General features: G+C 72.9%; 23 protein-coding genes. 9 read left to right on the top strand and 14 right to left on the bottom strand.

Features of this window, described 5'->3' with window-relative positions; translation table 11 throughout:
• The first annotated feature begins 86 nt into the window (after positions 1–86).
• Positions 87–701, top strand: a complete 615-nt coding sequence (locus tag OG310_RS12690; RefSeq protein WP_329455996.1) for a VanZ family protein — start codon at positions 87–89, stop codon at positions 699–701.
• Between the two features lie 99 nt (positions 702–800).
• Positions 801–1,004: a PspC domain-containing protein gene (locus OG310_RS12685; RefSeq protein ID WP_329455995.1), complete on the top strand. Its 204-nt coding sequence runs from the start codon at positions 801–803 to the stop codon at positions 1,002–1,004.
• A 258-nt stretch (positions 1,005–1,262) separates the two neighbouring features.
• Here the strand turns inward: OG310_RS12685 and OG310_RS12680 are convergent, their stop codons facing one another.
• Both OG310_RS12680 and OG310_RS12675 read right to left on the bottom strand, forming a co-directional pair.
• Complete coding sequence (locus OG310_RS12680; protein WP_329455994.1) at positions 1,263–1,604, bottom strand: ATP-binding protein; 342 nt, start codon at positions 1,602–1,604, stop codon at positions 1,263–1,265.
• Between the two features lie 149 nt (positions 1,605–1,753).
• Complete coding sequence (locus OG310_RS12675; RefSeq protein WP_329455993.1) at positions 1,754–2,896, bottom strand: adenosine deaminase; 1,143 nt, start codon at positions 2,894–2,896, stop codon at positions 1,754–1,756.
• A gap of 114 nt (positions 2,897–3,010) precedes the next feature.
• Here OG310_RS12675 and OG310_RS12670 point away from each other — a divergent pair, with 114 nt between their 5' ends.
• The gene (locus OG310_RS12670; RefSeq protein ID WP_329455992.1) at positions 3,011–3,814 is read left to right on the top strand and encodes an alpha/beta hydrolase; all 804 of its coding nucleotides are present in this window, start codon (positions 3,011–3,013) and stop codon (positions 3,812–3,814) included.
• Between the two features lie 330 nt (positions 3,815–4,144).
• Here the strand turns inward: OG310_RS12670 and OG310_RS12665 are convergent, their stop codons facing one another.
• Positions 4,145–4,822: an ATP-binding protein gene (locus tag OG310_RS12665; protein ID WP_329455991.1), complete on the bottom strand. Its 678-nt coding sequence runs from the start codon at positions 4,820–4,822 to the stop codon at positions 4,145–4,147.
• 131 nt (positions 4,823–4,953) lie between these two features.
• Between OG310_RS12665 and OG310_RS12660 the strand changes: the two genes are divergently transcribed.
• Entirely contained in the window at positions 4,954–5,340 is a 387-nt protein-coding gene (locus OG310_RS12660; RefSeq protein ID WP_329455990.1) for a hypothetical protein, read from the top strand.
• Positions 5,341–5,542: 202 nt separating this feature from the next.
• Here OG310_RS12660 and OG310_RS12655 read toward each other — a convergent pair whose 3' ends face one another.
• From OG310_RS12655 to deoC, 3 genes are read right to left on the bottom strand one after another with little or no spacing between them, the layout of a single operon-like run.
• On the bottom strand, positions 5,543–6,448 hold the full coding sequence (locus tag OG310_RS12655; RefSeq protein ID WP_329455989.1) for an aldehyde dehydrogenase family protein: 906 nt from the start codon (positions 6,446–6,448) through the stop codon (positions 5,543–5,545).
• Positions 6,441–7,919 carry an aldehyde dehydrogenase family protein gene (locus tag OG310_RS12650; protein WP_329455988.1) on the bottom strand — a complete coding sequence of 493 codons (1,479 nt, stop codon included), beginning with the start codon at positions 7,917–7,919 and terminating at the stop codon, positions 6,441–6,443. Before OG310_RS12650 ends, OG310_RS12655 begins: the two co-directional genes overlap by 8 nt.
• Positions 7,920–7,925: 6 nt before the next feature.
• Positions 7,926–8,879 carry a deoxyribose-phosphate aldolase gene (gene deoC, locus OG310_RS12645; RefSeq protein WP_329460147.1) on the bottom strand — a complete coding sequence of 318 codons (954 nt, stop codon included), beginning with the start codon at positions 8,877–8,879 and terminating at the stop codon, positions 7,926–7,928.
• Between the two features lie 212 nt (positions 8,880–9,091).
• On the opposite strand from deoC, the gene OG310_RS12640 reads away from it, so the two are divergent.
• Both OG310_RS12640 and OG310_RS12635 read left to right on the top strand, forming a co-directional pair.
• The gene (locus tag OG310_RS12640; protein ID WP_329455987.1) at positions 9,092–9,793 is read left to right on the top strand and encodes a PH domain-containing protein; all 702 of its coding nucleotides are present in this window, start codon (positions 9,092–9,094) and stop codon (positions 9,791–9,793) included.
• Positions 9,794–10,345: 552 nt separating this feature from the next.
• On the top strand, positions 10,346–13,225 hold the full coding sequence (locus OG310_RS12635; RefSeq protein WP_329455986.1) for a glycoside hydrolase family 3 C-terminal domain-containing protein: 2,880 nt from the start codon (positions 10,346–10,348) through the stop codon (positions 13,223–13,225).
• 201 nt (positions 13,226–13,426) lie between these two features.
• On the opposite strand, the gene OG310_RS12630 is transcribed toward OG310_RS12635, so the two are convergent.
• From OG310_RS12630 to OG310_RS12620, 3 genes are all read right to left on the bottom strand, one after another.
• Positions 13,427–15,079, bottom strand: coding sequence for a phospho-sugar mutase (locus tag OG310_RS12630; RefSeq protein ID WP_329455985.1), 1,653 nt, complete (start codon positions 15,077–15,079; stop codon positions 13,427–13,429).
• Between the two features lie 154 nt (positions 15,080–15,233).
• Positions 15,234–16,070: a purine-nucleoside phosphorylase gene (locus tag OG310_RS12625; protein WP_329455984.1), complete on the bottom strand. Its 837-nt coding sequence runs from the start codon at positions 16,068–16,070 to the stop codon at positions 15,234–15,236.
• Between the two features lie 445 nt (positions 16,071–16,515).
• Positions 16,516–16,953, bottom strand: coding sequence for a gamma-glutamylcyclotransferase (locus OG310_RS12620; protein WP_329455983.1), 438 nt, complete (start codon positions 16,951–16,953; stop codon positions 16,516–16,518).
• Positions 16,954–17,415: 462 nt separating this feature from the next.
• Here OG310_RS12620 and OG310_RS12615 point away from each other — a divergent pair, with 462 nt between their 5' ends.
• Entirely contained in the window at positions 17,416–18,855 is a 1,440-nt protein-coding gene (locus OG310_RS12615; RefSeq protein WP_329455982.1) for an NAD(P)H-quinone dehydrogenase, read from the top strand.
• A 260-nt stretch (positions 18,856–19,115) separates the two neighbouring features.
• Positions 19,116–20,060 (top strand): DeoR/GlpR family DNA-binding transcription regulator, encoded by a 945-nt coding sequence (locus OG310_RS12610; protein WP_443078843.1) that lies wholly within the window; start codon positions 19,116–19,118, stop codon positions 20,058–20,060.
• Between the two features lie 177 nt (positions 20,061–20,237).
• Here OG310_RS12610 and OG310_RS12605 read toward each other — a convergent pair whose 3' ends face one another.
• Together OG310_RS12605 and OG310_RS12600 are read right to left on the bottom strand one after the other, a co-directional pair.
• A complete protein-coding gene (locus OG310_RS12605; RefSeq protein WP_329455980.1) occupies positions 20,238–20,852 on the bottom strand; it encodes a TetR/AcrR family transcriptional regulator in 615 nt (204 codons plus the stop codon).
• Positions 20,853–21,009: 157 nt separating this feature from the next.
• Positions 21,010–22,764, bottom strand: a complete 1,755-nt coding sequence (locus tag OG310_RS12600; protein WP_329455979.1) for an acetyl/propionyl/methylcrotonyl-CoA carboxylase subunit alpha — start codon at positions 22,762–22,764, stop codon at positions 21,010–21,012.
• 394 nt (positions 22,765–23,158) lie between these two features.
• Between OG310_RS12600 and OG310_RS12595 the strand changes: the two genes are divergently transcribed.
• Positions 23,159–23,647 carry a hypothetical protein gene (locus tag OG310_RS12595; protein WP_329455978.1) on the top strand — a complete coding sequence of 163 codons (489 nt, stop codon included), beginning with the start codon at positions 23,159–23,161 and terminating at the stop codon, positions 23,645–23,647.
• Here OG310_RS12595 and OG310_RS12590 read toward each other — a convergent pair.
• The 3 genes from OG310_RS12590 to OG310_RS12580 all read right to left on the bottom strand — a co-directional run bounded on the left by OG310_RS12590 (position 23,591) and on the right by OG310_RS12580 (position 24,803).
• Positions 23,591–24,196, bottom strand: a complete 606-nt coding sequence (locus OG310_RS12590; RefSeq protein WP_329455977.1) for a Maf family protein — start codon at positions 24,194–24,196, stop codon at positions 23,591–23,593. The genes OG310_RS12595 and OG310_RS12590 overlap by 57 nt on opposite strands.
• A 46-nt stretch (positions 24,197–24,242) precedes the next feature.
• On the bottom strand, positions 24,243–24,371 hold the full coding sequence (gene mmpB / locus OG310_RS12585; RefSeq protein ID WP_329455976.1) for a morphogenic membrane protein MmpB: 129 nt from the start codon (positions 24,369–24,371) through the stop codon (positions 24,243–24,245).
• Positions 24,372–24,599: 228 nt separating this feature from the next.
• Positions 24,600–24,803 (bottom strand): acyl-CoA carboxylase epsilon subunit, encoded by a 204-nt coding sequence (locus OG310_RS12580; protein WP_329455975.1) that lies wholly within the window; start codon positions 24,801–24,803, stop codon positions 24,600–24,602.
• Positions 24,804–24,809 lie beyond the last annotated feature (6 nt).

Below are 24,809 nucleotides of genomic sequence, written 5' to 3'. Positions count from 1 at the left end.
GCCCGGGCGTCTAGAGGAACGTGCGTCACGGTAAGGGCGGCAGTGCCGCCATCCGCCTGCGAACGGCGGGAGCCCTCCTCCTCCTCATGCATCTGCTGATCGTGGGGTGGCTGACGTTGAGACCCGTCGACGCCCCCTGGGTGACCGCCGCCAATCTGCGGCCCCTCGCCGGCATCAGGGCTGACTTCGCCGTCGGCACGGCACACGGAGTACGCAGCGTCGCCGAGGGCCTCGCGCTGCTCGCGCCGCTCGGAGTACTGCTTCCGGTGGTCAGCGGCAGGCTCTGGGTCTCGCCCTGGGCATCGCTGACCCGGACGGTCGGCGCGGGCGTGCTGATCTCCCTGACCATCCAGCTGCTCCAGACCGGGGTACCGGGCCGGGTGCTCGACATCGACTCGCTGATCCTCAACACGGTGGGCGTGGCGGTGGCGCACGCCGTCGTCGTGCCGCTCGGCCGGGCGCGCCTGCGCCGCGGCCTGCGCGCGTCCGCCGCGGCACGCTCAGCCGCCGTCGCGGGTGCCGCGGCGGAGCGCGCCGCCGCGGACCCGGGCCCGCGGCGGCCAGGTACCGGGCGGGTCAACGGATATGCGTACGGCGTGGTCGACCCACGGGCCGACGTGTACGACCCGGATGCCGTACCTGAGGGTGACGGCCCGCAGGGGCCCACCCCGACGATTCCCAGGGTCGGCCTCGCTCCGTAGAGCGACGCGCGGAAAAGGGGTACCCGGCGAACATGGAGTCATCGGGAGCCGCGCAGACGTAAGGACGGTTCCCCGGAAGCTCTCGTGAAGGAGCCCACCATGGCCGGTGCACTTGTCCGCCCCCGCGACGGACGCATGATCGGCGGAGTGTGCGCAGCGCTGGCACGGCGCTTCGGCACGTCCGCGACGACGATGCGCGTGATCTTCCTGGTGTCGTGCCTGCTGCCGGGGCCGCAGTTCCTGGTCTACCTGGCGCTGTGGGTGCTGCTGCCGGGCGAGAAGTCGGAGCGGCCGGCCTGGTAGCGAAAGGGCAGGCTGCGGCCACCCCGGGAGGCGGGCGATCACCACTCCCGTACCGCCCGGTCACAGCGCGGGGCCGGTCCCGTAGGGGCAGCTCCGGGCGTTTCGCCAGAGCCCGGGGGCCGGGGCCTGGGACGGGTGCCGGTGGGGATACGGCGGAAGACGGCATGGGGCGCACTCCGGAACGACCGGGGCGCGCCCCATCGTGCTGCCTGGTGCGGTCTCGCTCCGGGCGGCGATGTGGTGGCGGGGCTCAGCGCCTCAGCGGCCGAGACCGTTGATAGGCAGGCCGTTCTGGAGGCCGTTGACGGGCAGGCCGCCGAGCAGCGCGCCGAGCGGGTTGGCCGTCTGGGCGGCCTGGAGCACCTGGGGAGCGGTCTCGTTGACGACGCCCCCGGTGACGCGGGTCGCGGTCAGCGTGTCGTTGCCCGCGTTCGGCAGTTCCTTGGCGAGCTGGTCCACCGGCAGCTTGTTGACGGTTTCGAGTGCCTTGCCGGTGTCCGGGAGGGGGCCGACGGCGGCGGAGGCCGAACCGGCGGCGGTGGCGGCGAAGGCGGCACCGAGAACGGCGGCACCGAGGGTCTTGACAGCGGACCTGTTCATCTGAGATTTCGTCCTTGTGGGGGTGTGGAAAAACGAGCAGCTCTGAAATCTAGTCAGCGCGGCTCGTCCTCCGCAAATATCCGGCGCCCTTCCGTATTCGTGTTCCGGAGCGTCGACGGATAGGTGTGATGGACGTTCTTCGCGATGAATCAGCTGGTCACGGACGTCTGCCTGAACAGCCATTCGGATTTGAGTTCCGCGTAGCCGGGCTTGATGACGTCATTGATCATGGCGAGACGTTCATCGAAAGGAATGAATGCTGATTTCATCGCATTGACCGTGAACCACTGCATGTCGTCGAGGCTGTACCCAAAGGTCTCCACCAGTGCGCCGAATTCGCGGCTCATGCTCGTGCCCGACATCAACCGGTTGTCCGTGTTGACGGTGGCGCGGAAGTGGAGCCGGCGCAGCAGCCCGATGGGGTGCTCCGCGTACGAGGTGGCGGCGCCCGTCTGGAGGTTGGAGCTGGGGCACAGTTCCAGCGGGATGCGCTTGTCCCGCACGTACGACGCGAGCCGGCCGAGCTTCACCGAGCCGTCCTCGGCGACCTCGATGTCGTCGATGATGCGCACGCCGTGGCCGAGGCGGTCCGCACCGCACCACTGCAGCGCCTGCCAGATCGACGGCAGGCCGAACGCCTCGCCCGCGTGGATCGTGAAGTGGTTGTTCTCCCGCTTCAGGTACTCGAAGGCGTCGAGGTGGCGGGTGGGCGGGTAACCGGCCTCCGCGCCCGCGATGTCGAAGCCGACGACGCCCGAATCCCGGTAGGAATTGGCCAGTTCGGCGATCTCCAGGGCGCGGGCCGCGTGCCGCATCGCGGTGAGGAGCGCGCCGATCCTGATGCGGTGGCCGTCGGCCCGGGCGCGCCGCTCGCCCTCCCTGAAGCCCTCGTTGACCGCTTCGACGACCTCTTCGAGGCTCAGGCCGCCCTCCAGGTGCTGTTCGGGCGCGTAGCGCACCTCGGCGTAGACGACGCCGTCCGCCGCGAGGTCCTGGGCGCACTCGGCCGCGACCCTCAGCAGCGCGTCCCGCGACTGCATGACGGCGCAGGTGTGGGCGAACGTCTCCAGGTAGCGTTCCAGCGAGCCCGAGTCCGCGGCCTCGCGGAACCAGATGCCCAGCTTCTCGCTGTCGCTCTCCGGCAGGCCGTCGTAGCCGGCCTGCCGGGCGAGATCGATGACCGTGCCGGGCCGCAGTCCGCCGTCGAGGTGGTCGTGCAGCAGCACTTTGGGGGCGCGGTGGATCTGGTCCGCGCTCGGGGGAGGGGTGGTCTGACCGGGCTGGCTCGTCATCCGTCCAATCTAACGCCTACGCGCGTAGAACGAGCACCGTCCGACAGGTGTCGATACGTAACAGTGACCGCGCGGAAGGGTGGAGTCCACGCGCGCGTCTGACATCGTTCCGCTATGGGACATCAGGCAGGCCAGGACGCAACGGAGCGTCCGCAGCAACCAGAACGCGACGGGACCGGCCCCCTGCCCCGGCTGGGGCGGCCCCTCGTCCCACCCTCCGCCGGTACGTCGACGGGCGGCGTCGTCCTCGTTCTGCCCACCGCCGCGGAGACCTCCACGCGGCGCCCGTCACCGCTCACCCGCGCGACGCTCGCACCCCTCGCCCGGTCGCTGGGGCGGGCGGGCGCCCGGGAGGGCGTGATGGTCCATGTGGTGCGCTACCGCGTCGGCGGCTGGAACGGCCCGGACGCGGCCCTGTGCGCCGACGTCGCCTGGGCCGCCGACGAGGTCGGACGGCGGTACGGGGACGTGCCGGTGTGCCTCGCCGGATACGGGATGGGCGGCCGGGCCGCCCTGCGCGCCGCGGGCCACGAAGCCGTCAACTCCGTCCTGGCGATCGCCCCTTGGCTGCCCGACGACGACCTCGCCGCGCCCGACGAGCCGGTGCGCCAACTGGTGGGGCGCCAGGTGCTGATCGTGCACGGCACCAACGACCGGCGCACCGACCCGGAGTTGTCGTTCCGGCTGGCGGAGCGGGCGAAGAAGGCCAACCGCGACACCTGCCGCTTCGAGGTCCACTCCGACGGTCACGCGCTGCGCCACTACCACCGCGAAGTCACCTCGCTGGCGAAGGACTTCGCGATGGGGGCGCTGCTGTCCCGGCCGTACTCCCGCCCCGTGGAGGACGCCCTCGCCGCGCCGCCCCCGGTGGGGCTGCGGATGCCGCTCGCGGCGGGTTTCGGCCGGTCGCTGTCGTAGCCGGGCCGAACGGGTGGCCGGATGGCCGCCCCTTCGGCGCGGCTGCCGGGGGACCGGGGTGGGCCGACGGGCGCGCGGCCGGTCATAGGCATGGCTGTCGCGGACATGGGCCGGCGCGCCCGGCCTTCGGTGGACACCGTCGCGGGAATCCGCTCGCCGTCGCCCCCGCGCCCGCGCGGCCCGCCGTCTCGCCGATGAGGGGCCCGGCCTCCCGGAAGACGCCGTGCGTGGTGCGCCCGGCCTCCGGGATGACGCCGTGCGTGGTGCGCCCAGGTGCGGCTCGGGTGCCGGGGCGCTGTCCTGCGCGTGCGGGTCTTGCGCGAGGGCCCTCTAGGCGAGGCCCCGGCCGGGCCGGGCCGCCGTGCGGGTGCCCGTGCCGGCCGTGGCGTCCGGGGCGCTCGCGGCGGCGATCGCCGCCGCGATCCGGTCCAGGGCCTCGGGGGCGCCGCAGGGGTGGGCGCCCAGCCCCACCTGGTGCGCCACGATGCCGGGCTCCAGGCGCATCAGCCGCCATCCGCGCCGCAGCAGGAACGGCACCGACTTGCGGGCCTCGCGCAGGTCGCGGGCCAGCCGCCGCCTGAACGTCGTCCACGGGCGGCCGCGCAGGCACAACGCGTCGGACAGTACGCCCAGTTCACGGCAGCGGGCGACGATCTCCGCCGCGAAGACGCCCTCCGCGAGGAACGCGGGTGCCGCGCCCACGTCCAGGGTCGTCGTGCCCGTACGCGAACTGGTCGCGATGTCGTACACGGGGACGTCCGTACGCCCGCTGCCGTAGAGGTCCAGGACCGCCGCGACCGCCGCGTCCTCGTCCCACGAGCCCGGCGCGTCCCAGTCGATGTCGTCGCTGTCCGGCACGAGCGGCAGCGTCGGGTCGTCGCCCTCCTTGTAGAAGTCGTCAAGGCGCAGCACCGGCAGTCCGGTACGGGCGGCGAGGGACGACTTCCCGGAACCCGAGGGGCCCGAGAGCAGGAGGACGGGCGTCGGGCGGGGGTTCGGATGCGTCACGGAACACCAGTGTGAGGCATACGCCCGCGCAGGGGACCCCCGGGGACCGGCCCGCCGTAGAGGTGGTGAGCGGCCCCGGCCGTCACTTACTGTACGTACTGACCCCATCACGTACCGGAACGGAAACCCCCATGGCACGTCACGCAGCTCCCACACCCCGACGCCACGCGATGCTGCGCGTCGGCCTCACCGTCACCGCAGCGGGCGCCGCGCTCGGGCTCAGCGGGGCGGCGGCCCAGGCCGCAGGCACGAGCGCCCAGCAGGCGTCGGGGGCGACGGCGCAGGCGCTGACCGGGGCCGTCGGCAACGTGGTGAAGGGCGCGGCGCTGCCCGTGACGAACCTCCAGCTCGACCCGCTGGCGAAGACCGGCGTGGACCCGCTGGACAACGGAGTGGGCACACAGATCGCGGACTTCAAGCCGGTGTCCACCAAGACGCTCACCGACCCGGTCACCCAGGGCGGCGCCCTCGGCTCGCTCCCGGTGACCGGCCAGGTCACGAGCCTCCTCGGCGGCTGAACTGCCGGGCGTGGGCACCCGGGCCGTCGGGCGCCTCGGCCGCCGCACGGGGCAGGCCGTCAGGTCACCGACGCCCTCCGGTCACGGCCCGCCGGCCCACCGATGCCGACGGCGCGCGGCCCGGTCCCGTGAAGGACCGGGCCGCGCGCCCGTGGTGGCGGCTGCTCCGCCGCACCGCTCCTGAACGTCATTACGTCATACGTCAGTACGACGAGCCCGCCACGCCCAGCGCGCCCGTGGGGTGCCAGACGGTCTTCGTCTCCAGGAACGCCGTCATGCGGCGCGTCCCCGGGTCGGCCGTCCAGTCGGCGGCCGTGCCCGCCGGACGCAGCACCCGCTTCAGGTTGTCCGCCGCCGCGATCTCCAGGTCCTTGGCGAGCGCAGCGTCCGCGCCCGTCAGATCGATGCCGTTGACGTCCTGGTGCGCGGCGAGGGGCGCCGCGATCTCCGCCGTACGTCCCGACAGGACGTTCACGACGCCGCCCGGCACGTCCGACGTCGCCAGTACCTCCGCCAGCGACAGGGCGGGCAGCGGGCGGTCCTCGCTCGCCACCACCACGGCCGTGTTGCCGGTCGCGACGACCGGCGCCACCACCGACACGAGGCCCAGCAGCGACGACTCGCGCGGCGCGAGCACCGCGACGACGCCCGTCGGCTCCGGCACCGAGTGGTTGAAGTACGGCCCCGCCACCGGGTTCGCGCCGCCCACCACCTGGGCGATCTTGTCGGTCCAGCCCGCGTACCAGACCCAGCGGTCGATGGCCGCCTCGACGACGGCCGCCGCCTTCGACTTGGACAGCCCCTCCGCGTCGGCGACCTCGCGCGTGAACTGGTCCGCGCGGCCCTGGAGCATCTCCGCGATCCGGTACAGGACCTGCCCGCGGTTGTACGCCGCGGCGCCCGACCAGCCGCCGACCGCCTTGCGCGCCGCGACGACCGCGTCACGGGCGTCCTTGCGGGAGGAGAGGGGGGCGTTGGCGAGCCAGCGGCCCTTGGCATCCGTCACTTCGTACACCCGGCCGCTCTCACTGCGGGGGAACTTGCCCCCCACGTACAGCTTGTAGGTCTTGAGGACCGTCAGCCGGCCCTGGCCGCTGCTGTCAGACATCGAGGTACGCCTCCAGGCCGTGGCGGCCGCCCTCGCGGCCGTAACCCGACTCCTTGTAGCCACCGAACGGCGACGTCGGGTCGAACTTGTTGAATGTGTTCGCCCAGACGACGCCCGCGCGCAGCCGGTCCGCGACGGCGAGCATCCGCGACCCCTTCTCCGTCCACACACCGGCGGACAGCCCGTACGGGGTGTTGTTGGCCTTGGCGACCGCCTCGTCCGGGGTGCGGAACGTCAGCACCGACAGCACCGGGCCGAAGATCTCGTCCTGCGCGACGGTGTGCGCCTGCGCCACACCGGTGAACAGCGTCGGCGGGAACCAGTAGCCGGACGACGGGAGTTCGCACTCCGGCGACCAGCGCTCCGCGCCCTCGGCCGCGCCGATCTCCGTCAACTCGCGGATCTTCGCCAGCTGCTGCGCCGAGTTGATGGCGCCGATGTCGGTGTTCTTGTCGAGCGGGTCGCCGAGCCGCAGAGTGCCGAGCCGGCGCTTGAGCGACTCGATCAGCTCGTCCGCGACCGACTCCTGGACCAGCAGCCGCGAACCGGCGCAGCACACCTGGCCCTGGTTGAAGAAGATCCCGGTGACGATGCCCTCGACCGCCTGGTCGAGAGGCGCGTCGTCGAAGACGATGTTCGCGCCCTTGCCGCCGAGTTCGAGCGTGACCTTCTTGCGGGTGCCGGCGACCTGCCGTGCGATGGCCTTGCCGACATCGGTCGAGCCGGTGAACGCGACCTTGTCCACCTCCGGGTGGGCCACCAGGGCCGCGCCCGTCGTGCCGTCGCCCGTCACGATGTTGACGACGCCCTTCGGCAGCCCTGCCTGGCGGCACACGTCCGCGAAGAACAGCGCGGACAGCGGGGTCGTCTCGGCGGGCTTCAGCACCACCGTGTTGCCGGTGGCGAGGGCGGGCGCGATCTTCCACGCCAGCATCAGCAGCGGGAAGTTCCACGGGATGACCTGCGCGGCCACCCCCAGCGGGCGCGGCGCGGGGCCGAACCCGGCGTGCTCCAGCTTGTCGGCCCAGCCCGCGTGGTAGAAGAAGTGCGCGGCGGCCTGCGGGACGTCGAAGTCCCGTGTCTCCTTGATGGGCTTTCCGTTGTCCAGCGTCTCCAGCACGGCCAGCTCGCGGGCGCGCTCCTGGAGGATCCTGGCGATCCGGAAGAGGTACTTCGCGCGTTCCGCGCCAGGCAGCGCGGACCACTTCTCGAAGGCGCGGCGGGCCGCTCGTACGGCCCTTTCGACGTCCTGTTCGCCGGCCTGGGCGATCTCGGAGAGCACTTCCTCGGTGGCCGGGGCGAGGGTCTTGAACACCTTGCCGTCGGCGGCCTCGGTGAACTCACCGTCGATGAACAGCCCGTAGGAGGGCGCGATGTCGACGACGGAACGCGACTCGGGCGCGGGCGCGTACGCGAACGGCGAACGCCCGGCGGCCGGTGCGGAACTGGGGTCGGGATGCGGCGATGCCATGGTGTATCAGTCCACCGTCACGTAGTCGGGACCGGAGTAGCGCCCGGTGCGCAGCTTCTGACGCTGCATCAGCAGGTCGTTGAGGAGGGAGGACGCGCCGAAGCGGAACCAGTGGCTGTCCAGCCAGTCCGCGCCCACCGTCTCGTTGATCAGCACCAGGTACTTGACCGCGTCCTTCGTGGTGCGGATCCCGCCCGCCGGCTTCACGCCGACCTGGGTGCCGGTCTGGGCGCGGAAGTCGCGCACGGCCTCCAGCATCAGCAGGGTGTTCGCCGGGGTCGCGTTGGTCGCGACCTTGCCGGTCGAGGTCTTGATGAAGTCCGCGCCCGCGAGCATGCCGAGCCAGGAGGCGCGGCGGATGTTGTCGTACGTCGACAGCTCACCGGTCTCGAAGATGACCTTCAGCCGGGCATGCCCCTCGCACTGGGCCCGCACGGCGCGGATCTCGTCGTACACCTTCAGGTAGTGCCCGGCGAGGAACGCGCCCCGGTCGATGACCATGTCGATCTCGTCGGCGCCCGCGTCGATGGCGGAGCGCACGTCGGCGAGCTTCACGTCGAGCGCGGCGCGGCCCGCCGGGAAGGCGGTGGCGACGGACGCGACCTTGACGTCGGCGTCGCCCAGCGCGGCCCTGGCCGTCGCGGCCATGTCCGGGTACACGCAGACGGCGGCCGTCATGGGCGCGGTCCTGTCCGACGGGTCAGGGCGCAGCGCCTTCGCGGCGAGCGAGCGGACCTTCCCCGGCGTGTCGGCGCCTTCGAGGGTGGTCAGGTCGATCATCGAGATGGCGAGATCGATCGCGTACGCCTTGGCGGTGGTCTTGATCGACCGGGTGCCGAGAGCGGCGGCGCGCGCCTCCAGGCCTACGGGGTCGACGCCGGGCAGCCCGTGCAGGAAGCGCCGCAGCGTGCTGTCCGATGCGGCGACATCGGCGAGCGGGGGTGGGGTGCTGGTGGACATGGTCACCAGGGCAGCATATCTACGCGCGTAGCGGTCTGTACAGGCGTGGAACGGTTCGTCCGGGAGGGCCCCGGAGGCCCGGCCGGGGCCCTCCCGGACGCCCGAAAACGGCCGGGCGTGACGAGCGAAACGATAACGGCGGGGCGAACCGATCGATAACGACCATGAACGGTCCTCGTCCGTTCGCTCGCGCGTGCGGCAGAATCATGGGTATGGCACGTTCCGAACAGCAGCAGCCCGAGGCCGACCAGGCCGCCTCCGCCGCCCCGGCACCGGCGCCCGGTACGCCCGCGTACGCCGACCGTGTGTACCGCTCGGGCGGTGGCATCGCGGGCGGCATCCTCGTGCTGGCCCTGGTGCTCTGGCTCGGTATCGACGCCCTGGTCACCGGCAGTGGCCGCGCGCCGTGGCTGTCCCTCGCGGCGCTGCTGTTCGTGGTGCCGCTGCTGATCGCGTACACGGTCCGCCCGGCCGTCTACGCGGGCGAGGACCACGTCCGGATCAGGAATCCGTTCCGCACGGTCACCGTGCCGTGGAGTGCGATGAAGCACATCAAGGCGCGCTTCAGCACGGAACTCTTCACGCACGACGGTGCGAAGTACCAGATGTGGGCCGTCCCGGTCAGCCTGCGCCAGCGCAAGCGCGTGGACCGCAGGATGAGCCGTCTGGAGCGTTCCGCCCCGGCGTCCTCGGGCTCCCGGCAGGCGGCGCTGAGCTTCTCGGCCGCCGACAGCGAGACCAAGCTCGCCCAGGCGGACCGGGCGATCATGGAGATGCGCGAGCTGGCGGACCGCGCGGTCGCGCGGGACGACGCCGCCGCGCAGGGCGCACCGGTGGTGCGCTGGGCGTACGAGGTGCTGGCGCCGGCGCTGGCAGGCGCCATCCTGCTGATCATCCTGATCGCGGTGGGCTGACCGCGCTGGGCTGATCGCGGTGGGCTGACCGTGGGCCCTGATCGGGCGAGGTTCGTCACACTCGGCTGAGGCGCCGGGCCGAGAACGCCGGTGCGATCAGGAGCGCGAGCGCGACCGTCCGGGTTGGCGCGGTGCCCGTGCGGACGCACGGGTGATCGGGTGGGCGCGGTTGCGCGGTGCGAGGAAGAGCCACGCGATGCGGGCGGTGCGGTGCGGTGCGAGGAACAGCCACGCCGTGCGAGGGACAGCCGCGGGGTGCGGGCGGCGAGGTGCCTTGAGTGCCGGTCGGTCCGTCGCGGGGCCTCGCGGTTGAAGACCTGAACGGGCGGACGGCCGTCGAACCCTCACCGCCCGGGCTCCGGGGACCGGCCCGTTCACCTTCCGAAGTCCGGTGAGGCCCCCGCGGGTGGGGGAGTTGAGCGGCGAAGCGCAGCTGGGTAAGCACCGGGTAAAGGTTCGTACCAAAGCGCTGCACGGGCGGGATCCGTTCGGGAAATCACGGCGTACGGTGCCGTCGGCCCGCTCTCTCCCCCCACCTCACGGAGTCGCCGTATGCGCGCCGGACCCTCTCGCGTCCCCGGAAGAGCCCGTACCCGCCCGCGCGGCCGGATACCGCGCACGCCGCTCGCGGTGGCCGCGGGCCTGCTGTTGACGATCGGCGGCGCCCTCGGCACCGGGGCGGGACCCGCCGGTGCCGCGCCGGCCGCGCCCGGCACCGCTGCCGCCGCCGCGAGCGCCGCCTGCCCCTGGGTCGGCTCGGTCGCGCCCGTACCGCAGCGCGTGTCGCAACTGCTCGCGAAGATGTCGCAGGCGCAGAAACTGTCGATGGTCTCCGGCGTCGGCAGTTCGTACGTGGGCTCGACCCCGGGCATCCCGGCCCTGTGCGTCCCCGCGCTGACCCTGGAGGACGGCCCCGCGGGCGTCGCCGACGGCATGAGCGGCGTCACCCAGCTGCCCGCGCCCGTCGGCGCGGCCGCCACCTGGGACACCGGCGCCGAACAGCGGTACGGCGCCGTCATCGGCAGCGAACAGGCCGGCAAGGGCACCTCGGTCGACCTCGGCCCGACCGTCAACATGGTCCGCGACCCGCGCTGGGGCCGGGCCTTCGAGGCCAACGGTGAGGACCCCTACCTCGCGGGCGCCCTGGGCGCCGCGCAGATCGGCGGCATCCAGGGGCAGGGCGTGATGGCGCAGGTCAAGCACCTCGCCGTGTACAACCAGGAGACCAGCCGCAACACGTCGTCGGACAACGCGATCGTCGACGACCGGACCCTGCAGGAGCTGTACCTGCCCGCCTTCCAGGCCGCCACCAAGGGCGCCGTCTCGTCGGTGATGTGCGCGTACAGCGTGGTGAACGGGACGCCCGCCTGCCAGAACCCGTACCTGATGAACACCGTGCTGGACCAGCAGTTCGGCTTCCCGGGCTTCACCACCTCCGACTGGGGCGGTACACACGCCACCGCGGCGTCCGCGAACGCCGGCCTCGACATGGAGATGCCGAGCCCGGTCTTCTACGGCTCCGCCCTGCAGAGCGCCATCAACTCCGGCCAGGTCTCCGGCGGCACGCTCGACACGATGGTCAGCCGCACCCTCACCGAGATGTTCACGTTCGGCATGTTCGACAAGGCGGCAACCGGATCCCCCGCCGCCACCGTCACCACCTCCGCGCACGCGGCCACCGGCCAGCAGGTCGCCGAGCAGGGCACGGTCCTGCTCAAGAACGCGGGCGGCCAACTGCCCCTGGCCACCGGCACGCAGAAGACCGTCGCCGTACTCGGCGCGGACGCGAGCACCGGCCCGCAGACCGCCGGCGGCGGCAGCGCGTCCGTGAAGGCGCCGTCCGTGGTCACCCCGCTCCAGGGCATCACGGCACGTGCGGGTTCCGGGGTCACGGTCTCCTACGCGCCCGGTGACACGTCCGCGAACATCGGCCAGGCCGTGAACCTGGCGAAGAACTCCGACGTCGCGGTCGTCTTCGCGTCGATGAACGAGAGCGAGGGCGGCGACCTCGGCTCGATCGACCTGCCCGGCAACCAGAACCAGCTGATCACCCAGGTCGCGGCCGCCAACCCGCACACCGTCGTCGTCCTCAACACCGGCTCCGCCGTCACGATGCCGTGGCTCGGCTCGGTCTCCGGCGTGCTGGAGGGCTGGTACCCGGGACAGAGCGACGGCACCGCCGTCGCGCGGCTGCTGTACGGGGACGTGAACCCCAGCGGGAAGCTGCCGGTCACCTTCCCCAAGAGCCTGAGCGACGTGCCCGCCCACACAGCGGCGCAGTGGCCCGGCCAGAACGGCCAGGTGCAGTACTCGGAAGGCCTCGACATGGGCTACCGCTGGTACCAGGCGAAGAACATCGCACCGCTCTTCCCGTTCGGCTTCGGACTCTCGTACACGTCGTTCTCGTTCTCCGGCCTGTCCGTCTCGCCGCTGGACGCACACGGCACGGCGACCGTGAAGGCGACCGTCACCAACACCGGCACGAAGGAGGGCGCCGAGGTCGCGCAGCTGTACGTGGGCGACCCGGCGAGCACGGGCGAACCGCCCGAGCAGCTCAAGGGCTTCACCAAGATCGACCTGGCGCCAGGAGCGACCCAGCAGGTCAGCTTCCCCGTCACGCTGCACGACCTGGCGACGTGGAGCGACAGCGCGGGCGGCTGGACCACGGCGAGCGGCACGTACCGGATCCTCGTCGGTGACACGTCCGCGAGCCCGCAGCTCGCCGGTTCGCTCGCCGTGACCTCCACCGCCTCGGGCAACACGGTCACCGTGCCGCAGCCGGCCGGCATGAGCAGCCCGGTCGCCGTGGCCGCGAGCCTGCCGGTCACGGCCACGGACTCGGCATCCGGCCAGAGCCTCACCTACACGGCCACGGGCCTGCCCGCCGGCCTCTCGATCGACGCGTCGACCGGCACCATCGCGGGCACCGCGACCACCGTGGGCACCAGCACGGTCACCGTGAAGGCGACCGACGCCACCGGCGCCTCGGGCACCACGGCCTTCGTCTGGTCGGCCACCCCGGCGCTCGGCAGCAGCGGCGCGCCCGGCACCGCGATCACCTCGGGCGCGGGCCCCGGCCTCTGCCTGGACGTCAACTCGGCGAACAGCGCGAACAAGACGCCCGTACAGATCTACACATGCAACGGCACCGCGGCCCAGCAGTGGTCCATCGGCCAGGACGGCACGGTCCGTTCCCTCGGCAAGTGCCTGGACGTGGTCGCGGCGGGTACGGCCAACAACACCAAGGTCGACCTGTACGACTGCAACGGCACCGGAGCCCAGGTCTGGCAGCACCGCCAGGACGGCAGCTTCCTCAACCCGTCCTCGGGCCGCTGCCTCGACGACCCGGCGGCGAGCGTGGTGCCGGGCACCCAGCTCGGCATCTACGACTGCAACGGCACCGGCGCCCAACGCTGGACGCCAGCGGCGTAGCCACCACGGAGCGGGCGGGCCGGCCCCGGGGCAACCAGCCCGGGGGCGGCCCGCCGTTGCCCGTCCCGTTCGCCGCTGCACGGACCCGGGCGCGTGCGGACGACGGACGGCGCAGGGGTCGGAGCGGGCCTCAGCCGACCGGGGCGCGCGCAGGACCACAACGGTTCCCCCGGCGCAACGCGGAACGTGCGCCGGGTGGCGTCAGAGCCCCGCCGCCCTCGCCAGGTCCTGCTTGAGGGTCTCCAGGAGCCGCGCGGCTGCCTCCTTCGCGGCGGGGAGCGCTGCCGCGTCCGCTACCGGGAGGACGGCCTCCAGGTAGCACTTGATCTTTGGTTCGGTGCCGCTGGGGCGGACGATGACGCGGGCCTCGTGGGCGCCGCTCAGGGTGTAGCGCAGGCCGTCCGTCGGCGGGAGGCCGTGCGGGCCGGTCGTCAGGTCCTCGGCGCGTGCCACCGTGAGGCCCGCCAGTTCGGTCGGCGGGTGCTCGCGCAGGCGGCGCATCGACGCGGCGATCAGGGACAGGTCCTCGACGCGCGCGGAGAGCTGGTCGGTGGCGTGCAGGCCGTGGGTGAGCGCCAGTTCGTCGAGGAGATCCGTCAGTGTCCGGCCCTCCGCCTTCAGTTCGGAGACCATCTCCGCCACCAGGAGCGCCGCCGTGATGCCGTCCTTGTCGCGGACGCCGTCCGGGTCGACGCAGTAGCCGAGCGCCTCCTCGTAGCCGTAGCGCAGGCCGGGCACCCGGGCGATCCACTTGAAGCCCGTCAGGGTCTCCTCGTACGGCAGGCCCGCGGCGGCGGCGATCCGGGCGAGCAGCGACGACGACACGATCGACTCGGCGAAGGTGCCCTTCGCGCCCTTGGCGACCAGGTGCGCCGCGAGCAGCGCGCCCACCTCGTCTCCGCGCAGCATCCGCCAGCCGGCCGGTGCCGCCGGATCGGGCACCGCGACCGCGCAGCGGTCGGCGTCCGGGTCGTTGGCGATGATGACGTCGGGCTGGGCGGCGCGGGCCGTGGCGAACGACAGGTCCATCGCGCCCGGCTCCTCCGGGTTGGGGAACGCGACCGTCGGGAACGCCGGGTCCGGCTCGGCCTGTTCGGCCACCGGCACGGGCGCGGGGAAGCCGGCCCGTGCGAACGCCGCGAGCACCGTCCGCGTGCCGACGCCGTGCAGGGCGGTGTGCACGACCCGCGCGGTGCGCGGCGAGCCGGGGGTCAGCACCGCCTGCGTACGGTCCAGGTACGACGTCAGCACCGTGTCGTCGAGGACCTCCCAGCCGTCCGCCGGGCGCGGGACGTCCCCGAGCGCGCGGACCGCCCCGATGTGCGCGGCGATCTCACCGTCCGCCGGCGGCACGATCTGCGAACCGCCGCCCAGGTACACCTTGTAGCCGTTGTCCTGCGGCGGGTTGTGGCTCGCCGTCACCTGCACCCCAGCCACCGCGCCCATGTGCTGCACGGCGAAGGCGAGTACCGGCGTCGGCAGCGGGCCGGGCAGCAGCGCGGCGCGCAGCCCCGCACCCGTCATGACGGCCGCGGTGTCGCGCGCGAAGTCCGCCGACTTGTAGCGGGCGTCGTAGCCGATCACCACGAGCCCGCCGCCTTCGCCCTGCTCCTTGAGATAGGCGGCGAGTCCGGCCGCGGCGCGGATCACCACGGCCCGGTTCATCCGCATCGGGCCCGCGCCGAGTTCCCCGCGCAGACCGGCCGTACCGAACTGCAGCAGCCCGGAGAAGCGTTCGGCGAGCGCCGCGCCGTCACCCGAGTCGATCAGCGCCCGCAGCTCCGCGCGGGTGTCGCCGTCCGGGTCCTCGGCCAGCCAGGCCTCGGCGCGGGCGGTCACGGAGTCCTGCGTCACGATGGGTCCTTCCCCTGCGAGAGGTGGTGCGGGTGCGGGAGATTCGTACGGTACGGGCACACGGCCCGGCGGTAGTGGCACACGGGCACACGGGCCGGCGGGGCGGGGCGCGGGTCCGGGGCGGCGGGCGCCGCGCGCGGCGCCCGCCGGACGGTCAGACGCGCTCCAGCACCCTGGCGAGCAGCGAGCCCATCTGCTTCGCCGAGTCGCGCCCGGCCTGGATGACCTCCTCGTGGTTGAGCGGCTGACCGCTCAGCCCCGCCGCGAGGTTGGTCACCAGCGAGATGCCCAGCACCTCGGCGCCCGCCTCGCGCGCGGCGATGGCCTCCAGGACCGTGGACATGCCCACCAGGTCGCCGCCGAGCACCCGCACCATGTTGATCTCGGCGGGCGTCTCGTAGTGCGGGCCGGGGAACATCGCGTACACGCCCTCTTCGAGCTCCGGGTCGATCTCCTTGCACAGCGCGCGCAGGCGCGGCGAGTACAGGTCGGTGAGGTCCACGAAGTGCGGTCCGACGATCGGGGAGATGCCCGTCAGGTTGAGGTGGTCGCTGATCAGCACCGGCTGGCCGGGGCGCATGCCCTCGCGCAGGCCGCCGCAGCCGTTCGTCAGGACGACCGTCTTGCAGCCGGCGGCGACCGCCGTGCGCACCCCGTGCGCCACGGTGGCCACGCCGTGCCCCTCGTAGTGGTGCGTACGGCCGAGGAAGACCAGCGCGCGCTTGCCGGAGCTCTCGATGCGGTACGAGCGGACCGTGCCGCCCTGGCCCTCGACGACCGGCGGGGGGAAGTCGGGCAGGTCGGCCATGGGGAACTCGGCGTCGGGGGCGCCGAGCGCGTCGACGGCGGGTGCCCAGCCCGAGCCCATCACGAGGACGATGTCGTGGCTCTCGGCACCGGACAGCTCGCGCAGCCGCGCGGCGGCCCGGTCCGCTGCGGCATAGGGGTCGGCGGAGCTGTCGGCGGTGGCCGAAGTAACAGATGCGTTCACGCCGTGAGCCTAGCCGCTCCTGCCCTACGCGCGTAGATGAAGAGGTCCGGGGCCGTGTGATTGTTGCGTTGTCGTTTCCGACGACGACCTGACGGGGTGCGGCCGCGGCCTGGCGGGCGGGCGTACCGGGCCCGGTTCGACTCCGTCGCACGGCGGCCCGCAGCGGCGAAGGGCGGCCCGGAGCAGCATACGGCGGTCCGCAGCGGCGAACAGCGGCCCGCAGCGGCGTTCGGCGTACGGCCCTGACGAACGGCGGTCGCCGCTGGTCCCCGCGTTCCGCCCGGCCGTTGCGCCCGGCGTCGCGGGCGACCGCCCCGCGCTCCCCGGCCGCGCGAACGCGCCGGCCGTTCGGCCCGGTGCCACGGGCGACCGCCCCCGGCGCCGTGACGGTCCCGCAAGGCGCTCCGCCGGCCCGGCGGCGTGCGGATCCTGGTGCGGTGCCCGCTCAGCAGGGGCGCTTGCGCAGTTCCATCACGTAGTCGTGCGGCGCGCCCGCGGACTCCGCGGCGTCGGCGACCTCACCCAGGTAGCGGGCGGACGGCAGCCCGCCCTCGTAGCCGTTCAGCACGTAGAGCCACGACGGCTCCGCGCCCTCCAGCGTGTCGACCCGGACCCGCATGCGGCGGTAGATGTCGAGCCCGACGCCCTCCCAGCGGTCCATCGAGTCCTCGTCCATCGGGGCGATGTCGTAGAGCGCGATGAAGACCTGCTCACGGGGCGCCTCGACGATCGTCGCGAGTGCGCCCTCCCAGCCCATCTGCTCGCCGGCGAAGGTCAGCCGCCATCCGTTCAGCCACCCCGTGCCGCGCAGGGGGGAGTGCGGGGCGCGGCGGGACATCAGCCGCGCATCGAGGTTGCCGGCATACGCGGCGTAGAGCGACATGGGGTCGAGGGTACGGGAGGGGTGGGAGGGCCGGGGTTCGTGGGCCGGACCCGGGGCGCGCCGTGGGGCGGCCGGGGGCCAAGGCGTCACCCGTCATCGCTCCGTACGCGCCCGCACCGGCGCCGGCGCGTACGCCGGTGCGCGGGGATGCGCGCAGGCGTGCGCGGGTGGACGCTTCGCAGGGGCGGCCCGTACGGACCCGCTCGCCGCGGCCCCGGGTCCGGCCCGGCCCGGTGTCCCGTGGCGTCGTGGAGAACGGCCGCTTCCCGCGGGTGACGGGCGCCGGGCCCGGCCGTCCGCCGCGCCGGGCGGGCGTTTGGCGGACCCGTGACCGCGGCACCCATGGCGTGCGGGACAATGAGACATGTATTCCATCGCCCCCGGAGCACCCTCCTTCCCGGGGCACCCAGGAGCCCGGCCCGGGTGAGTGACGGCCGGCAGACGACGCGAGGCTGATTTTTCGTGACCCGGATCGTGATCATCGGCGGCGGACCCGGCGGGTACGAGGCGGCCCTCGCGGGCGCCCAGCTCGGCGCGGAGGTGACCGTCGTCGACTGCGACGGGCTCGGCGGTGCCTCGGTGCTGACCGACTGCGTGCCGTCGAAGACCCTCATCGCGACCGCCGAGGTGATGACGTCGTTCGACTCCTCCTACGAGGAACTCGGCATCATCGTCGCGGACGACACCCCCTCCCTGGAGAAGTCCGCGCGGGTCGTCGGCGTGGACCTGGGCAAGGTCAACCGCAGGGTCAAGCGGCTCGCGCTGGCGCAGTCCCACGACATCTCGGCGTCCGTGACGCGGGCCGGGGCGCGGGTCCTGCGCGGCCGGGGCCGGCTCGACGGGCGGCAGGGCACCGACGGTTCCCGCACGGTCGTCGTGGAGCTCGCGGACGGCGAGCAGGAAGTGCTGACGGCGGACGCCGTGCTGATCGCCACCGGCGGTCACCCCCGCGAGATCCCGGACGCGCAGCCCGACGGCGAGCGCATCCTCAACTGGACGCAGGTGTACGACCTGGACGAGCTCCCCGAGGAGCTCATCGTGGTCGGCTCCGGTGTGACCGGCGCCGAGTTCGCCGGCGCCTACCAGGCGCTCGGCTCCCGCGTCACGCTCGTGTCGTCCCGCGACCGGGTGCTGCCCGGTGAGGACCCGGACGCGGCGGCCGTCCTGGAGGACGTCTTCCGCCGCCGCGGGATGAACGTCATGTCCCGCTCCCGCGCCGCCGCCGCCAAGCGGGTCGGCGACCGCGTCGAGGTGACGCTCTCCGACGGCCGGGTCATCAGCGGCTCGCACTGCCTGATGGCCGTCGGCGCGATCCCGAACACGGCCGGGATGGGCCTGGAGGAGGCCGGGGTCGTCCTCAAGCCGTCGGGCCACATCAAGACGGACCGGGTCTCGCGCACCTCCGCGCCCGGCGTCTACGCGGCAGGCGACGTGACGGGCGTGTTCGCGCTCGCGTCCGTCGCCGCGATGCAGGGGCGCATCGCGATGTACCACTTCCTCGGCGACTCGGTGGCGCCGCTGAACCTGAAGTCCGTGTCCGCGAACGTCTTCACCGACCCGGAGATCGCGACGGTCGGTTACAGCCAGGCCGACGTGGACGAGGGCCGGATCGACGCGCGCGTCGTCAAGCTGCCGCTGCTGCGCAACCCCCGCGCCAAGATGCAGGGCATCAGGGACGGCTTCGTGAAGATCTTCGCGCGTCCCGGCACGGAGATCGTGGTGGGCGGTGTGGTCGTCGCGCCCCGCGCGAGTGAACTGATCCATCCGATCTCGATCGCTGTCGACAACAACCTGACGGTGGAACAGATCGCGAACACCTTCACGGTGTATCCGTCCCTTTCGGGTTCGATCGCCGAGGTCGCGCGGCAGTTGCACGTGCGCAAGGCGGCCGGGGAGGTCTGAGGCGCGGCGCGGGCGGCACCGTCGCGCCGCCCCACCGGCCCTGTCGTGGGCGGGCGTTGGGCGGGCGGAGCCGGCCGGAGGGCGCCGGGGCGGTTACGGTTCCGGTGTCCGCAGGACATGTTCCGGTTCCCCGTATACCACTTACCGACACCCCGTACGTACAACTTCGGTAATTAGGTGCAAACTGCTGAAAGCAGACGGTCATTGGGGTTACTGTCAGTTCCGTGTTCGCTGCAGAACGTCGCCAGTTGATCCTCGAGATGGTGCGCGCCAACGGAGCCGTGTCCCTCCGTGAGCTCGCCCGTGTCGTCCAGACCTCAGAAGTGACCGTACGGCGTGACGTACGGGCACTGGAGGCCGAAGGCCTCCTCGACCGCCGGCACGGCGGCGCGGTCCTGCCCGGCGGGTTAGCGCGGGAGTCCGGCTTCCCGCAGAAGTCGCACCTGGCGTCGGCCGAGAAGACCGCCATCGCCGATCTCGCCGCCACCCTCGTGGGCGAGGGCGAGGCCGTGGTCGTGGGCGCGGGCACGACCACGCAGGAACTGGCCCGCCGGCTCGCCCGGGTGCCGGGTCTCACCGTCGTGACCAACTCGCTGCTGGTCGCCCAGGCGCTGGCGCACGCGAACCGCGTCGAGGTGGTGATGACGGGCGGCACGCTGCGCGGCTCCAACTACGCGCTCGTCGGCAGCGGTGCCGAGCAGTCCCTCCAGGGCCTCCGGGTGAGCCGCGCCTTCCTGTCCGGTACGGGCCTGACCGCCGAGCGGGGCCTGTCCACGTCCAACATGCTCTCGGCGAGCGTCGACCGGGCGCTCGTGCGGGCCGCGGGCGAGGTGGTGGTGCTCGCCGACCACACCAAGCTGGCGACGGACACGATGTTCCAGACGGTGCCCACGGACCTCATCAGCCGCCTGGTGACGGACGAGCCGCCGGCCCACGACGAGCGGGCCGCGATGGAACTCCAGGCGCTCGCGGACCAGGGTGTGCAGGTGTCGGTGGCCGGTACGGGCGCCGGTGGCGTCGCGAGTGAGGTGACGGCGGCCGAGCCGCCGGCCGAGCCCCGCCGGGAGGCGCCGCTGCCCGGACAGCGGCGTACCCACGGGGGACCGGCGCATCTGCGCAGCGCCACGCCGTCGCAGGCGTCGAGGGCGGAATCCGCCGATCGGGAGCGCGAGCGGGCCCGGGTCGGGGACCTGCGCAGGAGGTAGCCGCGGGCCGGTGCGTGAACCGTCGCGCGCCGGCCACCCCCCTCCCCGGTGCGGCCGGGGTCCTCATGTCGCGCGAGAGCGGAACAGCGGCGTCAAGGAGAGCGGGAGAACGGCCCGGGGAGGGGTCGGGGCGGTCGTGGTCGGCCTGGGAGGGGTCCGGGCGGTCGTCGTCGCGCGCTACGCCTGCGGGCCGGACGGGCGCGGTGTCAGGCCCTTCAGCGTGAGGGCCAGCAGCCGGTCCGCCAGCTCCGGGTCCTCGGGTGTCTGCTCCGACGCCAGCGCGATCGCGTTGGTGAGCTGGAGCAGGTCCTCGATCGACACGCCCTCCCGTACGGCGCCCGCCCGCTGCGCGCGCGAGAGGAGCGCGTCCCCGGCCGTGCGCAGCGGACCGTTGCAGCGGCCCAGCGCGGAAGTGTCGTCGTCACGCGGGGCGGACATCAGCGCCTGTGACAGCCCCCGGTACTCGCCCGCGTACGTCACGAACGCCCGGAGCCACTCGACGAGCGCCCGGCACGGGTTCTCGGACTCGCCGAGCGCACGCGCCCGCTCCAGGAGGGCGGCCAGCGCGTCCTGGAAGACCGCGCTCATCAGCGCCTGGCGGTTGGGAAAGTGGCGGTACAGCGTGCCGATGCCGACCCCCGCGCGTCGCGCGATGTCCTCCAGCGACGTGTCCGTGCCGTGTTCCGCGAAGCCGGTACGGGCCTCGGTCAGGAGGCGCTCGTAGTTGCGGCGGGCGTCCGCGCGCATGGCTCTGCGCGGTTCCGCCGTGGCCGTGGGCGTACTCCTCGCCATCTGCCGCAGTCCCTTCCTGCCCCGGGCGGCCCGGGCTCCGGGCCGAGTGGGGACAAGGATGCCATTGGACGGCGCCGCTCACGCACAGCGCCGGGGGCGGGCCGATGTCGTCCGGCCCGCCCCCGGTCCCGCCCCGCGCCGGGGCGCGGCCCCCGCGTCAGTCCTTGATCTCGCAGATGGTGGCGCCGGAGGTGACGGAGCCACCGACGGTGGCCACCAGGCCCTTGACCGTGCCCGCGCGGTGCGCGTTCAGGGGCTGCTCCATCTTCATGGCCTCCAGGACGACGATGAGTTCGCCTTCCTTGACCTCCTGGCCCTCTTCCACGGCGACCTTGACGATGGTGCCCTGCATGGGGGAGGCGAGCGTGTCGCCGGAGACCGCGGAGGCCGCCTTCTTCGCGGCACGGCGCTTGGGCTTGGCCCCGGCGGCCAGGCCGGTACGGGCCAGGCTCATGCCCAGCGAGGAGGGCAGGGAGACCTCAAGGCGCTTCCCGCCGACCTCCACGACGACCGTCTCGCGACCCTCGTCGTCGACGTCGCCGTCGACGGGAGGGGCGGCGAACGGCGGGATCTCGTTGACGAACTCCGTCTCGATCCACCGGGTGAAGATGGTGAACGGCTCGCTCGTGAACGCCGGGTCCTTGACCACGGCGCGGTGGAACGGGATCGCCGTGGCCATGCCCTCGACGGTGAACTCCTCCAGGGCCCGCGAGGCACGCTCCAGTGCCTGCTTGCGGGTCGAACCGGAGACGATCAGCTTCGCCAGCAGGGAGTCCCAGGCCGGGCCGATGACACTGCCGGACTCGACGCCGCTGTCGAGGCGGACGCCGGGGCCAGAGGGCGGGGCGAAGGTGGTGACCGTGCCGGGGGCGGGCAGGAAGCCGCGGCCCGGGTCCTCACCGTTGATGCGGAACTCGAAGGAGTGGCCGCGCGGCGTCGGGTCGTCGTAGCCGAGCTTCTCGCCGTCCGCGATCCGGAACATCTCACGGACCAGGTCGATGCCGGAGACCTCCTCGGTCACCGGGTGCTCGACCTGCAGGCGGGTGTTGACCTCCAGGAAGGAGATCGTGCCGTCCGCGCCGACGAGGAACTCGACGGTCCCCGCGCCGACGTAACCGGCCTCCGAGAGGATCGCCTTCGACGCCGCGTACAGCTGCGCGTTCTGCTCGTCGCTCAGGAACGGCGCGGGCGCCTCCTCGACGAGCTTCTGGTGGCGGCGCTGGAGCGAGCAGTCGCGGGTGGAGACGACGACGACATTGCCGTGGGTGTCCGCGAGGCACTGCGTCTCGACGTGGCGCGGCTTGTCGAGGTAGCGCTCGACGAAGCACTCGCCGCGGCCGAACGCGGCGACGGCCTCGCGCACCGCCGAGTCGTACAGCTCGGGGATCTCCTCCAGGGTGCGGGCGACCTTCAGGCCGCGGCCGCCACCGCCGAACGCCGCCTTGATGGCGATCGGCAGACCGTTCTTCTCGGCGAAGTCGACGACCTCGGCGCTGCCGGAGACCGGGTCGGGGGTGCCGGCGACGAGGGGCGCCCCCGCGCGCTGCGCGATGTGCCGGGCGGCGACCTTGTCGCCCAGGTCGCGGATGGCGTGCGGCGGCGGGCCGATCCAGGTGAGCTGCGCGTCGAGGACGGCCTGGGCGAACTCGGCGTTCTCGGAGAGGAATCCGTACCCCGGGTGCACGGCGTCGGCGCCGGAGTCCTTGGCGGCCTGCAGGACCTTGGCGATGTCCAGGTAGCTCGCCGCGGGAGTGTCACCGCCCAGGGCGAACGCCTCGTCCGCCACCCGCACATGCAGCGCGTCCCGGTCGGGCTCCGCGTAGACCGCCACGCTCGCGATTCCCGCGTCCCGGCAGGCGCGGGCGACACGGACGGCGATTTCGCCACGGTTTGCGATGAGCACCTTGCGCACGATTGCTCCCTCCAAATAAAACAAGCTGAGTTTAGGGACTGCCGACACGGTCCTGCGACCTGTCCCCAATGGTGAGCTCGTTCACACGGAGCGTGATACGAGGTTCGCCCAGGTAACGAAATCCCTTGTGGCACCACGGTACGCCGGGATTCTTTCAGGCACAGTAGCGCCCTGATGTGGCCCAGCTCTCTGTGCGAGTACGCCGCGCCGAATCGTGTTTCTTTGTAGGAACCCCATAGGTGCCGCCGTGTGACGGCCCATTCGTACCCGATCTTCGCCCGCCTCGTGCGAACCCTTGTCCCCCCGTTTACCGATGAGTAGCGTGCCCGGAGCACTCTGTACTCGCGGTAACAAGCAAGCGGCAACAAGCGGCAACAAGGAAGGGGTGGGCAGCGTGGCTCGCCGACCGGTGGTGTGGGTGGCATGGGTGACGGCGGCCGTCGTCTTCGTGGAGGCGGTGGTGCTGGTCGCGGTGGCCGCGCTGCTGTCGAGAGTGGTCGGCCTCCAGCAGATGTCGCTCGCGGGTCTGAAGCCGTCGGCCATGTCGCTCGGCGCCTGGATCGGGTGCGGCGCCGCCGCCCTGTTCTCCCTCGTCTGCGCGGCGACGCTGGTCCGAACGGCCGTCAGGGACCAGCCGCCGGGACGGGCCGGGCGGATCCTGCTGATAGTGAGCGCGGTCCTGCACGGGGTGCTGGGGGCGGTGGCGTCCGCTCTGCTCGGGTGGGTGGTCTTCGCGGTGCTGATGGTGGGTCTGGGACTGCTGGTGTGGGTGCTGCTGGCGTACGGGGAGGACGGGACGAACGGGCGGGCCGCCGCCCCGGAGCGTTCACACCCACAGGTCCGTGAGGGACACGTCCAGCTCCAGGAGAAGCCGGCGGAATAGCGGCAGCGACAGCCCGATGACGTTCGAGTGGTCGCCGTCGATGCCGTCCACGAAGGGCGCCGAGCGGCCGTCGAGCGTGAAGGCCCCCGCCACGTGGAGCGGTTCGCCCGAGGCGACGTACGCCGCGACCTCCGCGTCCGTCGGCGTCCCGAAGCGGACCGTCGTCGACGCGGTCGCGGCGGCGCGCCCGCCGGTCGCGGTGTCGATCACGCAGTGCCCGGTGCGCAGCACGCCGGCCCGTCCGCGCATCGACTTCCAGCGGGCGGTGGCCTCTTCGGCGTCCGCGGGCTTGCCCAGGGCCTGACCGTCCAGCTCCAGCACGGAGTCGCAGCCGACGACGAGCGCACCGGCGGCCGCCGGCCGCGCGGCGACGCTCAGGGCCTTCGCCTCGGCCAGGACCTGGGCCAGCTCGCCGGGTGTCGGGGCACTCAGGGCGTCCTCGTCGACCCCGCTGACGATCACCTCGGGCGCGATTCCGGCCGCCCTGAGCAGGCCGAGACGGGCGGGGGACTGCGATGCGAGCACGAGGCGGCGGCGGAGTTCTGTCATGGGGCGAGGCTATCGGCCGCCCGGGTGGCCGGTCGGAGCCGGTCGCTCACAGCAGCCCGAGCACGAGCATCGCCAGCACCATCCCCAGGGCGATGACGACCCCGGCGCGCCGCAGCATGGTCTGCGCGTCACGCAGCTCCCTCGGGGGCTTGTCGTCGGGATCGGACCAGAGCATGCGTCCGATGGTGCTTCGGGAAGCGGGCACGCCGCCTGAGTACGCGTACTCACCGGGCCATGGCCCTCGCGGGTGCGGGTGCGGATGCCGATGCGGGAGGCGGCGGTCGGTTCGTCCGCCCGGCCGCCGCCTCGCGCCGACCGGCCCGTACGGCACGGTGCGCCCGTACGGCACGGAGACCGCCCGTACGGGCCGGAGGAACCATGCCGTACGGGCGGCCCCGGGCCGTCACACCGGCCAGTACGTGCGCGCCCACGCGCGCGGCCCCGGCATGGGTGCCCGCGTGCGCGCGATCCGCGCCGGCGCGGACCACTCCGGGCCAGGAGCGGGCGGGGCGGCCGGCTCCGCCGCGCCCGCTGCCCGGGCCTGGACGACCGCCACCGCCGCCGCCAGTTCCTCGGGCGTCGGATTGCCCCGTACCACCTTGATCATCGAACG

Source organism: Streptomyces sp. NBC_01497, assembly GCF_036250695.1.
Classification (GTDB): domain Bacteria; phylum Actinomycetota; class Actinomycetes; order Streptomycetales; family Streptomycetaceae; genus Streptomyces.
This window is presented reverse-complemented; position numbering and strand designations above follow the sequence as displayed.